Origin of the sequence: Clostridium sp. HBUAS56017, from assembly GCF_007115085.1 — a bacterium.
GTDB classification, from domain to species: domain Bacteria; phylum Bacillota; class Clostridia; order Clostridiales; family Clostridiaceae; genus Clostridium; species Clostridium cibarium.
In genome coordinates, this window is the sequence record NZ_SULK01000030.1 from 1 (window position 1) to 15,412 (window position 15,412).

The window sequence follows — 15,412 nt, forward strand, 5'->3', positions numbered from 1 at the left end:
ATGCGCAAAAAAGAGGATTCAAATTCTGAATCCTCTTTTAGCATTTTCGGCTATTATCAAAATTTATTTTGATACAGCCCCTTTTTTAATGCGAGTTATTGCATTTGGTATTATCCATTACTATAATCAATGAAAAGTGGTAATTCTGGAGGGTTAAAAGTAAAAAAAGTAAATAGGATAATTAGTGAAAGTATAAGGATTAAACTTATAATTAGCGGTAACTTAATATTATGTATATTTTTATATACATGTAGAGACACTAGTTGTCCTAATCCAGTGCTTACAAGGATTGAACATATATCAAGGAAAAATGATGAGTAATTAAATGCTCCCTTAAAAATATAGTAACAAGACAGGATTATTAGAATATTTAAAATAAGTGAGCAAGTACAACCAATTATCCATTTTGATAGATTTATATTATAGTATTTATAATTTATAATATATGCAAAAAGCCAATAAAAAATAGTAGGATAAAGTGCAAGTTTTAGATGTTCAAATATACTTTCATTTATAGGAAATATTATTGCAGCTATAGTTGACTTACCTGTTACATCATATAGAAAATGAAAGATACAAGCTAATATAAATATTAAAGGTATTCCTAATAAGATTATATTTTGAATTCTTTTCATATTATTAATATTAAATTTATCCATAGGCCAACACTCCTATATAAATATCTCTATAAATTATATACAGCTCAAATAAAAAATAGAATATGATATCTTTAACATCCTCTCTAAAAGGTATAAATAAAAAAAGATTAAGGTGGAATAATAGAGTAGAGGTGATTTATATGGAATCAGTATGGAATCATAGTTGTAAATTTGATAATAGAAATTCATTAAGTGGAAATTTAGAAACAAATGTATTAATAATTGGAGCTGGAATAGCAGGATTACTCACTGGATACTTATTAAAAGAAAAAGGTATTGACTCTATTATAATTGATGCAGAGAAAATATGTAGTGGAAACACTGAAAACACAACAGCAAAGATAACATCACAGCATAATATAATATATGAAAAAATAATAAGAGAATTTGGCCTTGAGAAAGCAAAACAGTATGCATATGCAAATGAGTTGGCAATAAAAAAGTATAGAGAGATTATAGAAAAAAACAATATTGATTGTGATCTTGAAGAAAAGGATGCATACATATATACGATTTATGAAGATGATAGAATTCAGAAAGAGCTTGAAGCAGCTTTAGAGGTAGGGATAAAAGCAGAGATAGTACATAAAACAAGTTTGCCTTTTGGCATAAGAGATGCTCTAAAGTATAAAGATCAAGCACAATTTAATCCTTTAAAATTTTTAAATTTTATTTCAAAGGATTTGGAAATATACGAAAATACAAGAGCTTTAGAAGTGGAAGATAATTTAGTTAAAACTGATAAGGGGGAAATTAGAGCTAATCATATTGTTGTTGCAACACACTATCCAATAATTAATGTGCCAGGTTTTTATTTCACTAGAATGCATCAGGATAGAACTTATGTAATAGCGCTAGAAAATGCAGGTGATGTTGATGGAATGTACATCGATTTGGATAAAAACGGATACTCCTTTAGAAATTATAAAAATTTATTGATACTCGGTGGTGCGTCAAAGAGGACAGGAGAAAACAAAGAAGGGGGAGCCTACGATAATTTAAGAAAAAAAGCCAAAGAACTTTATCCAAATTCTAAAGAAGTATTTAACTGGTCGGCTCAAGATTGTATTACTCCAGATGGTATACCATATATAGGTCAATATTCTTCTAACACACCTAATTTATATGTTGAGACTGGATTTAATAAATGGGGGATGACAAGTTCAATGGTGGCAGCTATGATAATTTCTGACATGATAGTTGGTAAAGAAAATGAATTTAATGAGATATTCTCTCCTCACAGATTTGATTTTACAGCATCCATAAATCAGTTGACTAAGGACGGTATAGAGACTATTAAGAATTTTTCAATGCAAAAAATATATATTCCGAAGGAGCATATCGATCATGTAAAAAGTGGTGAAGCTGAAATAGTTGAATATGATGGGAAAAAGGTAGGAGTATATAAAGATTTAGAAGGAAAATACCATATAGTATCTACAAAGTGTGCTCATTTAGGATGTCAACTTCAATGGAATAAAGATGAATTGATATGGGAATGCCCTTGCCACGGTTCCAGATACGATTATGATGGAAACTGGATAGAGAGCCCTTCCATATATTCATTAAGTAATGCTGATGGTGAAAAATAATGCATTTAATTGATGTTTGACAGCTATTATAGTGAAATGATAAAATATTGAAGTGGATTAAATAAATTACAATAAAAATAAAGAAAGGGCACGGATAGAAGAAATGTATAGATAATTTACTTTTTAAAATTAAAAGTATTATAAGATTTTTAAACCTATAAAAAGGTTTAGTTATGATGCTTAAATTTAGGGAGAGTAAATTATTATAATGATTTCATGCTTTTTTGTCGTCCTATTTAGGTGGAATCTCTCCTTGTATTTAAGTATAGAGGAGGGGTTTTTTTGTTATTAATAAGCGTAAATAAATTGAAAAAATATTATTCAGATAGATTAGTTTTAGATATAGACAAGTTTGAAATTTCAGAAACTGAAAGGATAGGATTAATTGGAGTTAACGGAGCAGGAAAAACCACGTTTTTAAAAGCTCTGATTGGTGAAATAGATATAGAGGAAGGTAAAATATTTTTAACTGACAGCTATGCTTATATAAGTCAAAGCGAAGACATAGAAAATTTTTGCGAATATAGTGAAGTAAAGAGTGTTTTAAATGCTCCAGATAAATTTGAAAAACATTTATCTGGAGGAGAAAAAGTAAAACTAAAGATAGCAAATGCTCTAAAAGAAAAAAAGGAGTTAATAATAGCAGATGAGCCAACTTCAAACTTGGATCAGCATAGTATAGAAATCCTTGAAGAAATGTTAAAACAGCATAATGGAGCAATTTTACTAGTATCACATGACAGAAGATTTTTAAATGCTTTATGTAATACCATAGTTGAAATAGAAGATGGAAAGTTAAAAATCTACAAAGGAAATTATGAAACTTATTTAAATTTAAAAGAAGAAGCAAGAAAAAGGCAACAATTTGAATATGATCAGTATGTAACAGAGAAAAAGAGGCTAGAAAATGCTAAAATTCAAAAATCAAACCTAAGAGACGGAATGAGAAAGGCTCCTAAAAGAATGGGAAACTCAGAAGCTAGGCTTCATAAGTTAGGAAATCAAAAAGGAGAGAAAAAGGTTGATAATAGCTTCAAATCAATACAAACTAGAATAGATAAATTAGAGGTGAAAGAAAAACCTAAAAATGTAAATGAAATCAAAATTTATATACAGGACTATATGGAAATAGAAAGTAAAAATTTAATAGAAGTAAATAATTTAAAACTTTCTATAAAAGAAAACATGTTATTAGATGATGTATCGTTTAAAGTTAAAAGAAATAAAAAAATAGCTTTATTAGGCGAAAATGGCTGTGGTAAAACTACTTTATTGAAAGAAATTTTAAAGGGTGATAATTTATCTGTAAGAATAAACCCTAAAGTTAAAATTGGATACTTTGACCAAAGTCAAGATACATTAGATGATTCAAAAAGTATATTAGATAATATAAAGAATACATCATCATTTGATGAAACATTTATAAGAATAAATTTAAGTTTATTTGGCTTTAAAGGTTATGATGTATATAAAAAGATAAGTATTTTAAGTGGTGGAGAAAAAGTAAAGGTAGCTTTATGTAAAATAATTTTAGAAGATAATAATTTACTAATTTTAGATGAACCTACTAATTACTTAGAGATTTCTTCGATTAAAACCCTTGAAAAGTTCTTAATAAGTACTGATAAAACTATGATTATAGTATCTCATGATAGAGCGTTTATAGAGAATGTCTGTGATTATATAATTAGAATTAAAGATAAAAACTTAGAGAAGTTTAATGGAACTTATAATGAATTTAAAGAAGAAAAAAATAAAATTAAACTTAATAAGGAGGAACAAGAAGTTAACGATGAAATTTTAGTTTTAGAAAATAAGTTAAGCAACTTAATATCTATGCTTTGTGTGGAAACTAATATTGAGAAAAAGCAAGAATATGAAATTGAATATGATAGTACTTTAGCTAGAGTGAAAGATTTAAAACTTAGATGAATTCGGATCTGCTAATTTTAAATAAAGGCTATGTTTTAATATAATGTTGAAATATAGCCTTAAAAATTATAGGTGGGATTGTCCAATTATAATACTCGATATAAAGAGATGAATTTTATAGATTTTCTTTAAATTTTCGAGACTGTGAAACTTTTTCTGTAAATAACTTTCTATGATAAATTAATTAAAGGTATGAGGTATGAAAGTTTTCCTCATACCTTGATTAAACTATAATAGTTATTTTTTTACATGTCAATAACACCCTTCAATTTGGTTGCATTTTTTATATATTCAAGACTTGTTAAAGCAGTCCTTCATACATTATTGATAATTCTCCATATACTTTCCCCCAATTTCTTAAGGGTAAAGTCCATTTCTTAGTTGCTTCAAATGTAGCTAAATAAAGTGCTTTTAACAATGCTGTATCACTAGGAAATACGCTACGCTGGCGATTTAAACGACGATATGTACTATTTAAACTTTCTATAGCATTTGTTGTATAAATTACTTTACGAACATCTGAAGAAAGCTTAAAAATTGGAGTAATTACATCCCAATTAGTAAACCAGCTTTTCATCGCATTAGGATAATGCTCCTGCCACTTTTCGTTAACTTTAAGTAGACATGCATGTCCTTGTTCTTCTGATGAAGCTTGGTAAATGGATTTTAGATCTTTGGCAAACTCTTTCTTATCTTTATCAGCAACATATTTTAGTGTGTTACGTACTTGATGAACTATGCAACGTTGATATTCTGTGTCTAGAAAAGCTACATTAATTGATTCTTTTATCCCACTAAGACAATCAGCACAAACAACTAGAATATCTCTAACACCTCTATTTTTCAGTTCATTTAATACGCTAAGCCAGTACTTACTGCTTTCATTTTGGCCAACTTGAATAGTTAGTACTTCTTTTCTTCCATCTTGATTTATTCCTAGAACAACATATGCAGCAAGTTTCTTTATAACATGGTTGTCCCTTACTGAAAAATGTACAGCATCAATAAATATTATTGGATATATCTCCGAAAGCGGACGCTGTTGCCATTCTTCTATTTCTGGAAGAAGCCTATCTGTAATATTGGATACCATACCTTCACTAACCTCAAAACCATAAATATCTTCAATTTGTTCTGATATTTGACGTGTTGTAAGGCCTTTAGCATACATTGCTATAATCTTATCATCAATATTTGAAATATCCTTTTGTCTCTTTTTTACTACTTTAGGCTCGAATGAGCTATCGCGGTCTTGTGGAACATCAATCTCCATTTCTCCATACTTGCTACGAACTTTCTTTGATTTTATGCTATTTCTTGAATTGTTATTATCATTACGTTCATATGGATCGTAGCCTAAATGCTCATATATTTCGGCAGCAAGCATACTTTCGATAGTACCTCCTAACAAATCCTTTAGTGCATCTTGAATGTCTTCAGCAGATTTTATATCATACTCACGAATTAAATCTGCAATAATATTTTTTTTACCTTCACTAAATTTTTCTCTTCTTTTTCTCATAAAACAACAGCCTCCTATGATATATTTATTTTATCATAGAAAGCTGTTATATTTTGTAATTTACAGACTTTATTTCACAGGCTCAAATTTCATAAAAACTATATCACTTTATAACAGGTTTCTTTTTAAAAGCCAACAATCTCATTATCTCTTTTACATCGGCCTTTGTTTTAGGCCTGTAATTGATCCATCCACCATTACTACAAGGATATTTATTCTTCCATAATTCTTTAGTTAAAAGTAACCCATCATTAATTACTTTATTGAGTTTTTCAGTATCTTTCGAACCTATTTGCATCATTACATCTATTTCACCAATTTCAAAAAAGATATAACATAAGTGTTTAGTTTTATGTGAATATTTATATCCCCAGCCATAATTATTTCCAAAGGGAAACTTTAATTCCTTTTGCATATCATATTGTTTGGCAAACGCTTCTTCAAATTGTTTCAATAACTTATTTGCATCATTTCCAATGAACTCGAAAATTTCTTTTTCCGTAGGTAAACTATTTTTATCTAACATCCTATTGCTCATATTAACATCTCCAATCACATATTTTATAAAGACATAATTCTCGCAATTATTTACTATTGTTCATTAAATTATAGCTTCTAATAATGCTTATTATAACATAATTTACAAAATATAACACATGTCATGTAACATTGGTTTTCTATTTTTTAAGTCTTTTACTTTGATATATGAATATGATGTAATTCTACCTTTTTAAAACATAGCCTAAATAAAAAACGTGAGTAAGTAAATGCTCACGTTTTTATATTATTCTATTTATAATTTTGAAGTGCAGCTTTTCCTTCTTCGTCAGTACTAATTCTTATTACATTTTGTACATCATAAACAAAGATTTTACCATCACCTATATTGCCTGTTTTAAGTACCTTTTTTGCTGCCTGTATAACCAAATCTACAGGAACTTCATATACTACAATTTCAATTTTTATTTTTGGCAATAAGTTTATATCAACAGTCACACCTCTATAATATTCTTTATGTCCCTTTTGTACTCCACAACCTAAAACATTAGAAACTGTCATTCCTTCTATTCCTATCTTGCTTAGTTCTTCTTTTAATTCATCAAACTTACTTGGATTTGTTATAATATCAATTTTAGTGATTTTATCCATATAAAAATCGCCCCTTTATAAAAGTTTTACTAACTACATTATAAGCTTCCTTAATATGTTAGGAAAGACTCAAGTTTGAACTTTTTGTTTTTTTAAGATAGATAATTTTAAATACAGGTTCACAGGGTGTTTTACTTTATTTTAAATAGAAAAATACGTATATTTTTATTTAAAATCCTTTGTAATAATTTTCTTTTTTACTTTGAAAAATTGTGACTATATATTTTGTTTTAAGTATTAATAATTTTTTAAAAATATTAAAAAATTACAACTATATTATAGTCAAAAGGTGATTTGTTTCTGTGTAATTTCTTCATAATTTACATAATATACTATAAAATGGTATAATATAGATGGAGGTGGGAAAAATGATTAAACTGGTTAAGTACATTCTTAGGACAAGTGTAGTTACATTATCTTTAGCTTTGCTAATTAATGTACCTAAGGTGTATACCTATGCAGCAGAAGAAAATCAATTAGTTAATAATTCAGAAGCTGCAAAAACAATAACTGCAACGAAAGAAAAGAATACAAACGAAAAAAATAAATTGTTTGAAACAAACTATGTGGTAAATAATGTAGCTACAAGTAATGTTTCAGCAGTTGCAGCTACAGAAGATGGGAAATTAACAGAAGAAGACAAGGCTCTCCAAAGGATTAATGATGGAGTGGAAGATTTATCAGATTATACGTTATTAAAAATAAGAAAAGTAAAATCTGATAATTTGAACATTATTAAAAAATTAATTCAGGATGAGAAGGTGAAAAAAGGATCTAACTTAACAAGAGAGGATATATCTACAACAGTATCAAATGGGTTAAAGAACATAACTACTGTTTTAGATAAAATTAACTTAGGAGGAGCTACAGTAGATGAATATAAATTTCTAGAAATAACTGTAGTGAACGATTCAAATTTAAAGGACATAAATGAATGGTTAAAAGGACAAGGATTTACAAATATAAATACATTAAAAGATGCAGTGAATAGAATAGTACAAGCTATACAAAACATTAATAATGGAATAGAAACTGCAAATGATTATAAAACATTACAAATAAATAGTGTTGAAGAAGATTATGTTCCATTAATAAGAAAAGAGATAGCAAGTGTTAAAGTACAAAAAGCTGGAGATTTAACAAAATCAGAAATAAGTGATGTAGCAACAAAAGCAGTTAATAAGATTAATGCTATATTGGATTTTATTAGTCAAGGAAAGGCTACTGTTCTAGATTATACTTATATAGGAGTAGTAAATGTAAATAATATAAATTTACAGGATGTGAATTTATGGATGCGTGGTAAGAAGTGGATTAAGCTAACTGACGAAATAGGAATGATAAATACCATAGTAGAACCATTAAGAAAAATAAATGCTGGCATAGAAGCAGAAAAAGATTACGAAATCTTAGGAATAGATGGAGTTAATCAAAGTAATCTTGAAGCAGTAAGAGCAGTTATTGCAGAAAAGAAACAAATAAAAGGAGCTGAATTAACAAAGCTAGAAATAGCAGATGCAGTTGATGAGGCTGTAAGATTAATAGACTTCTTTGATGCTATAAATTCAGGTACTGCAACATTAGATGATTATAATTATATTGGAGCAACAGGAGTAAATGATAGTAATTTACAAGATTTAAACGAAGAGTTAAAAGGTAAGGACTATAAGACATTAAAGAAAGTTCAAGATAATATAGATGTTTTTAATAAAGCTATAAAGAACATAAATCAAGGTATTGATAGCATAGCTGATTATGGTACTTTAAAAATAGAAGGCGTAACAGAAAATAATATTGAATTTGTAAGAGCTGATATTAAAGAAGCAAGAGATAATAAGAAGAGTGATTTGACTAAAGCAGAGATAAAGGATATAGTTACAGCTTCGTTAAAGAAGTTTAAAGCGATAGAAGCTATAAATAATGGAGCAGCTACTATAGAGGATTATACTCTTTTAGGAATAACAGTTGTTACTGATGTTAATATAAAATTTATTAACGACAATATAAAAGGTAACAATTATAAGACTTTAGAAGAGATTACAGTTAAGGTTCAGAAATTAATTAAAGTATATGATGCATATCTAAGAATTAATTTAGGGGCAGGAACTTTGGATGACTACGAGCTTATAGGAGCAGTTATATCTAGAGTAGATCTTTTAAACTATATAAATGTAGAATTAACTGATAAAGGATATTTTACTTTAGTAGAAGTTCAAGCTAAAATCGATGTAGTGATAAAAGTAAGAGTTGCTATAGAAAATATAAATAATGGTACAGCAACAATTGATGATTATGCTACAATAGGTGCTGTTGGTGTAACAGTAGATAATTTAGTTTATGTAAATGCTGAATTAAAAGGTAAGAATCTAAAAACATTGCCAGAAATTCAAGTGAAAATTGATGTAGTAGTTAAGTTTACAGCAGTAATAGAAAGAATTGATGCTGGAACAGCTACAGTTGATGATTATACAGCTATAGGAATAACAGTAGTAAATGATATAAATTTAGCATATGTAAATGGACAGGTAGTAGGTAAGGGTTACTTAACTGTAGCAGAAATTAAAGTAGCCGTAGAAACAGCTATAAAATTTAAAGGCATATTTGAAAAAGTAAACTTAGGAATTGCAACAGTAGAAGATTATCAATTTATAGGAATAACTGGCGTAACTATACAAAACTTAGCATATGTAAATGCGCATGTTAGAGGAAAGAAGTTTGTAACAGTTGATACTTTGCAAGCTAGAGTAGATATAGTAGTAGAAATATATGAATCCATATTAAAAATTAATAAGATTTATGAAAACATTAATTTAGGCCAAGCAGCAGTAGAGGATTATGCTTATATTGGTGTAGTTGGTGTAACAGTAGATAATTTAACATATATTAATGCAGACTTAAAAGGAAAAGGATATGTGACTTCTACAGATATTCAATTAAGAGTAAATGTATTAGTTAAAGTTTATGATGCATTTGTAAGAATTAATGCAGGAGAAGCAACTCTCGATGATTATAAACTTATAGGTGTTGTAGGAGCAACTGCAGAAAACTTAGCATATGTAAACTTAAATGTTAAGGGCAATAATTACTTTGTTTTAGCAGATGTACAAGCTAAGGTGGATGTAATAGTTAATATGTATAATTCATTTGTAAAAGTTAATATAGGAGAAGCAACTCTTGATGATTATAAACTTATAGGTGTTGTAGGAGTAACTGTAAAAAACTTAGCATATGTAAACTTAAATGTTAAGGGTAGTAGTTATTTTGTGTTAGCAGATGTACAAGCTAAGGTAGATGTAATAGTTAAGATGTACAATTCATTTGTAAGAATTAATGCTGGAGAAGGAACAGTAGATGATTACAATACAATAGGTGTTGTGGGAATTACAGTAGATAATTTAGCATATGTAAACTTGAATGTTAGAGGAAATAACTTCTTTGTAACAGCAGATGTACAAGCTAAGGTTGATGTGTTAGTTAAATTGTTTGATGCATATGTAAGAATAGGCGCTGATACAGCACAAGTAGATGATTATATATTAATAGGAGCTAATGGAGTAACAGTGGATAACTTACCTTACATTAATGCAGATCTAAAAGGAAGAAAGTACACAGTACTTACAAATGTACAAGCTAGAATAGATATAGTAGTAAAGCTTTATCCTTCATTTACAAGAATCAATGCGGGAGAAGGCACTGTAGTAGATTATGAACTTATGGGAGCTATTGGAGTAACTGTAGACAACTTAATATATGTAAATGCAGACTTAAAAGGTAAGAACTATCTAACAGCTACAGAAATTAAGGCTAGAGTAGAAGTTAATATCAATATCTATAATGCTTTAATAAGAATTAATGCCGGAGAAGGTACTTTAGATGATTATAATGTTGTTGGTGCTGTAGGCGTAACAGTAGATAACTTAATCTATGTAAATAGTAATATTAAGGGACTTGGTCTTGGAACTTACGATGAGGTAAAAACAAAAGTTAAGACTATAGTAGCTCAATATGAATTAGACTTAAAAGTAACTGCTATTCTTGGAAGAATAAATGCAGGAGAGGCAACTGTTGATGATTATGCGTTTATTAATATAAAAGGAGTAACGGTAGATAACTTAATATATGTAAATGCAGATTTAAAAGGGAGAGGTGCAAGAACTCATCTAGATATTCAAGCAAGAGTAAATGTTATAGCTAATTTATATGCTTCATTTGTAAGAGTAAATGCAGGAGAAGCAACTTTAGCTGATTATACAGTTCTTGGAATAACAGGTATAACAGTAGATAATTTAATATATGTAAATGCAGATTTAAAAGGTAAAAATTATGTTACTTCAGCAGAAATCCAAGCTAGAATTAATGTTAGTAATAAGGCTTATGTAGCTTTAGGAAGGATAGATGCAGGAGAAGGAACAATAGATGACTACACTTTACTTGGAATAGTTGAAGTTACTGTAGATAACTTAGGATATGTTAATGGAGAATTAAAAGGTGGAAAACTACTTACAGTAGAAGAAGCAAAAGTAAAAGCTATTAATGTTGTAAATGTATATAATGCATTAATCAAGATAAATATAGGGGAAGCTACAATAGATGATTATGTTCTTATAGGAGCTGTAGGAGTAACAGTAGATAATTTGATTTATGTAAATATAGATTTAAAAGATAAGAATTATATGAATCTAAAAGATATACAAGTAAGAATTAACATGGTAATAAACATAAGAAATGCTTTAGGAAAAATAAATGCAGGAGAAGGAACTGTAGATGATTATGTATTTATTGGTACAAGCGGGGTTACAGTAGATAATTTAATATATGTAAATGCAGAATTACAAGGAAAAGTGTGTAATTATCCATCGGAAGTGCAAACAGTTATAAATAAGGTTTTAAGCTCAGTAGACATATTGATAAGAATAAATTATGGGAAAGCTACGATAGATGATTATGTAAAATTAGGAATTTCTGGTGTTACAGAAAATAATATAGATTTTATTAATGAACAAGTTAAGGGAAAGAAGTATTTAACAGTTTCAGAAGTAAAGGTAGCAGTTGATAATGAAGTAGCAATATATATATCATTAGGCAAAATGAATGATGGAAAGGCAACAGTAGAAGATTATCAATTACTAGGGCTAGTTGAAGTTAATATTGACAATATATTTTATGTTAATGAGGCATTAAAAGGAAAACACTTCATGAGTGTAGGAGAAGTTACAGCTCAAGTTAATAATGTTGTTAAATATCACCAAGCTTTTGATAGAATAGTATCAGGACATGGAGCATTAGAAGATTATACATTAGTAAATATTACAGGAGTAACAGGTGAGAACTTAATCTTTATAAATGATGGAGTAGCAAGAAAAGGTTGTAAAACTGTTGAAGAGATTCAAGGATATATAACTGATTCAGCTCTTTTAATACAAACTTTAATTAGAGTTAATAATGGAGAAGCAACACTTGATGATTATTATTACTTAGGAATTAAAGATGTAACAGTAGATAATTTAATTTATGTAAATGCAGATATTAAGGGGAAAAAATATACAGATCCTGCAAAACTATTAATAGATATTCAAGTAATAATAAATGTTAACAACTCATATATTAAAGTTAAAAATGGTAAAGGAACATTAGAAGACTTTGTAACAATAGGAATAAAAGGTGTTACTGAAGCTAACTTAGTTAAAGTAAATGATGCAATATTAAAGGGAGACATAATTAAATTTAAAGATGATAATTTATCTAATAAGATAAAAGTATTACAAGCATCTATAGATATTGTAACAGCAGAAGAACCAGCTTATTCAGGGTTTGGAACTACTAAAAAAGTAGCTGATTATATTCAACTTACACCATTAGCTACTTGGCAAAGCGGAGGAATATGGTGCGATAATTCAATTGATACTACTAATGGATTCATATTAAATTTTGAATACTGCATTGGTGGTGGACGTGGGGATAGCCATGGTGGCGCTGATGGATTAGTTGTAAATTTAGCACCAAAGAAAGGTAACTTTGGTGGCCAGGGAGGAGATTTGAATTTTAATGGACCTGGAACTTATGGAGTTGAATTTGATTCTTATGTAAATGAATTTGATCCAGGATGTAAGCATGTTGCAATTATCAAGGATTCTGTGGCAAATCATTTAGCTTATAAGGCTGATATGCGTGTAGATGATAATGTTTGGCATTCAGTAAGAATAGAATACGTTTCAGATAATATACAAATATATATCGATAATCAGTTGGAGTTAGAGTATAAAGGAATAAAACTTGATAAACAAATTTTTATAGGAATATCAGCATCAACAGGTGCAGGTTATAATCAACATCTAATAAGAAATATAACTTCAAAGGTTAAAACAATTTAACAGTATAATTAAGAGAGTTTCTTGAATTTATTTTGAGAAACTCTCTTTTGCTGTGCTTGTCTTTGTGAGCTGAAAAAGTAATAAGGCAGTAACTTTAATTAAGTAAAAGTATGGTAAAAAATAAATAAATGAATTAAAATGTAACTAATGTAATTTGGAACAAAGTATTATTAAGGAGATTTAGATGAAAAGTATATTGGTTAAAGAATATTATAATTGGTTTAATAGTTATGTAAAAAGTTTTTATGGAAATGATAGTGTTGTTAATCAAAACATTGAACTAAAGGAGAAACACACTTTAAAGGTTTCAGAGCATGCTGTAAATATTGCAAAATCCTTAAGTTTAACAGAAGAACAGGTGAATATTGCAGAAATAATAGGTTTATTTCACGATATAGGTAGGTTTGAACAATTTAAAAAGTATAAGACATTTAAAGATTATCTTTCAGAAAATCATGCTACGCTTGGTATTAAGGTATTAAAAGAAAATAAGGTTTTAGAAAATTTAGATGAAAATATAAAGGAAGTTATAATTAAGGCTATAAGTCTACACAATGCAAAAGAACTTCCAAAGAATTTAGATAAAGAGAATGCTTTATTCTGCAAATTAATTAGAGATGCAGATAAACTAGATATTTATAGGGTGATTATAGAATATGAAAAAGAAAGAGAGAATAAACCTAATCCAGCTATAGATAATTTACCTTTTACAGAAGGCTATAATAAAGAATTGATACAGGAAATCTTTTTAGGCAGAAGGATTAATAATAATGTATTAAAAAATTATAATGATAGAAAAATATATGAATTAGGTTGGGTATTAGATTTAAATTATAGTTTTTCTTTAAATTATATTAAGGAGAAAAAGGTTTTGGAAAGTTTAATTAATTGCTTGCCTAAAAATGAAGAAATTAATGAACTTTATAGATACTTAGAACAATATATTAAAAACTTCAAATAAAATTATAAACGTATTGAGAGAAAATACTTAATAAAATATAAAAAAAGTTGAATAAACTTGCATTTGTTAGTGATTTATATTTTTGTAGAAATTAGCCTCTGTTTGTGATAACATATCTACTATTAAATAAAAAGCAATAAGCAAAATAGAGGGGCGAAAATATGAAAATTGATATGAATTACACAAAGGAAGTTATTAAGGAAATTTTATCTATTAGCAGTCCAGCAGGAGATACAATCCTAGCTATGAATAAAATAAATGATTATTTTCAAAAGTTAGATATAGAGGTTAACTGGACGAAAAAGGGAGCTATAATTGGAGTAATACATGGACAAGATGCTAGAAATCAAAAGATTATATCTGCTCACATAGACACACTAGGTGCTATAGTTAGTGCTATTAAGCCAAATGGTAGATTAAAGCTATCTAATATTGGCGGTTTTTCTTGGGGGGCAGTAGAAGGCGAAAATGTTATTATTACTACAAGTGAAGGAGAGAAATTTACCGGAACTATTTTGCCTACAAAAGCATCTGTTCATATTTTTGGTGATGAAGCTAGAGAACAAAAAAGAACAGAGGAAACTATGGAGGTTAGAATAGATGAAAATACTTCTACAAAAGAAGAAACAGAAGCATTGGGTATTTCAGTTGGAGACTTTGTTTCTTTTGAGTCAAGAACAGTATTTACTAAAAATGGATTTATTAAGTCAAGACACTTAGATGACAAAGCTTGCATAGCTATATTAATATCTCTTTGTAAATATTTTAAGGATAATAATCTGAGGCCAAAGAACACCTTGTTATTATATATAAGTAACTATGAAGAAATTGGACATGGAATTTCAGTGGTTCCAGACAAAGTTACTGAATTTATAGCTCTTGATGTTGGCACAGTTGGAGGAGAGCATAATTCAGATGAACATAGTGTTACTATAGTGGCTAAGGATAGAATTACTCCTTATTCAAGTACAATAAAAAATAAATTAGTTAAGCTTGCTAAAAAAGAATCTATAGATTATAAAATTGATGTACATTATAGATATGCAACAGATGCTAGTGTAGCAGTTACACAAGGTAGAGATTTTGAAGTGGCATGCATAGGACCAGGGGTAGATGCAACTCATCACTATGAAAGAACTCACATAGATTCAATTGAAAATACATTAAAATTATTAATAAGTTATTTATCAAAATAAAAGTTGACTATATTCACTTTTATTTTGAAA

General features: G+C 28.4%; 9 protein-coding genes. 6 read left to right on the forward strand and 3 right to left on the reverse strand.

Annotation, left to right across the window (positions count from 1 at the left end; translation table 11 throughout):
- Positions 1-129 precede the first annotated feature (129 nt).
- From FAY47_RS20680 to cplR, 3 genes are all read left to right on the forward strand, one after another.
- The gene (locus tag FAY47_RS20680) at positions 130-321 is read left to right on the forward strand and encodes a hypothetical protein (protein ID WP_143318346.1); all 192 of its coding nucleotides are present in this window, start codon (positions 130-132) and stop codon (positions 319-321) included.
- A gap of 478 nt (positions 322-799) precedes the next feature.
- Positions 800-2,251, forward strand: coding sequence for an FAD-dependent oxidoreductase (locus tag FAY47_RS18170; RefSeq protein ID WP_143318347.1), 1,452 nt, complete (start codon positions 800-802; stop codon positions 2,249-2,251).
- A 282-nt stretch (positions 2,252-2,533) separates the two neighbouring features.
- Complete coding sequence (gene cplR, locus FAY47_RS18175; protein ID WP_143318348.1) at positions 2,534-4,183, forward strand: ABC-F type ribosomal protection protein CplR; 1,650 nt, start codon at positions 2,534-2,536, stop codon at positions 4,181-4,183.
- Between the two features lie 301 nt (positions 4,184-4,484).
- Here cplR and FAY47_RS18180 read toward each other — a convergent pair whose 3' ends face one another.
- The 3 genes from FAY47_RS18180 to FAY47_RS18190 form a co-directional block, all read right to left on the reverse strand.
- Positions 4,485-5,705, reverse strand: coding sequence for an IS256 family transposase (locus FAY47_RS18180; protein ID WP_143318349.1), 1,221 nt, complete (start codon positions 5,703-5,705; stop codon positions 4,485-4,487).
- 103 nt (positions 5,706-5,808) lie between these two features.
- Positions 5,809-6,243: a DUF3788 family protein gene (locus FAY47_RS18185; protein ID WP_143318350.1), complete on the reverse strand. Its 435-nt coding sequence runs from the start codon at positions 6,241-6,243 to the stop codon at positions 5,809-5,811.
- A gap of 251 nt (positions 6,244-6,494) precedes the next feature.
- Positions 6,495-6,854: a P-II family nitrogen regulator gene (locus FAY47_RS18190; protein ID WP_143318351.1), complete on the reverse strand. Its 360-nt coding sequence runs from the start codon at positions 6,852-6,854 to the stop codon at positions 6,495-6,497.
- A gap of 368 nt (positions 6,855-7,222) precedes the next feature.
- Here FAY47_RS18190 and FAY47_RS18195 point away from each other — a divergent pair, with 368 nt between their 5' ends.
- The 3 genes from FAY47_RS18195 (at position 7,223) to FAY47_RS18205 (ending at position 15,382) form a co-directional block, all read left to right on the forward strand.
- Positions 7,223-13,225, forward strand: a complete 6,003-nt coding sequence (locus tag FAY47_RS18195; protein WP_185966897.1) for a hypothetical protein — start codon at positions 7,223-7,225, stop codon at positions 13,223-13,225.
- Between the two features lie 184 nt (positions 13,226-13,409).
- On the forward strand, positions 13,410-14,186 hold the full coding sequence (locus tag FAY47_RS18200; RefSeq protein ID WP_143318353.1) for an HD domain-containing protein: 777 nt from the start codon (positions 13,410-13,412) through the stop codon (positions 14,184-14,186).
- Between the two features lie 161 nt (positions 14,187-14,347).
- Positions 14,348-15,382 (forward strand): M42 family metallopeptidase, encoded by a 1,035-nt coding sequence (locus tag FAY47_RS18205; protein WP_143318354.1) that lies wholly within the window; start codon positions 14,348-14,350, stop codon positions 15,380-15,382.
- Positions 15,383-15,412 lie beyond the last annotated feature (30 nt).

Bases quoted from the DNA above. Each gene is read 5' to 3' on its own strand.
- FAY47_RS20680 (WP_143318346.1), top strand. From the start codon at position 130: ATGAAAAGTGGTAATTCTGGAGGGTTAAAAGTAAAAAAAGTAAATAGG.
- FAY47_RS18170 (WP_143318347.1), top strand. From the start codon at position 800: ATGGAATCAGTATGGAATCATAGTTGTAAATTTGATAATAGAAATTCA.
- FAY47_RS18180 (WP_143318349.1), bottom strand. From the start codon at position 5,705: ATGAGAAAAAGAAGAGAAAAATTTAGTGAAGGTAAAAAAAATATTATT.
- FAY47_RS18185 (WP_143318350.1), bottom strand. From the start codon at position 6,243: ATGAGCAATAGGATGTTAGATAAAAATAGTTTACCTACGGAAAAAGAA.
- FAY47_RS18190 (WP_143318351.1), bottom strand. From the start codon at position 6,854: ATGGATAAAATCACTAAAATTGATATTATAACAAATCCAAGTAAGTTT.
- FAY47_RS18195 (WP_185966897.1), top strand. From the start codon at position 7,223: ATGATTAAACTGGTTAAGTACATTCTTAGGACAAGTGTAGTTACATTA.
- FAY47_RS18200 (WP_143318353.1), top strand. From the start codon at position 13,410: ATGAAAAGTATATTGGTTAAAGAATATTATAATTGGTTTAATAGTTAT.
- FAY47_RS18205 (WP_143318354.1), top strand. From the start codon at position 14,348: ATGAAAATTGATATGAATTACACAAAGGAAGTTATTAAGGAAATTTTA.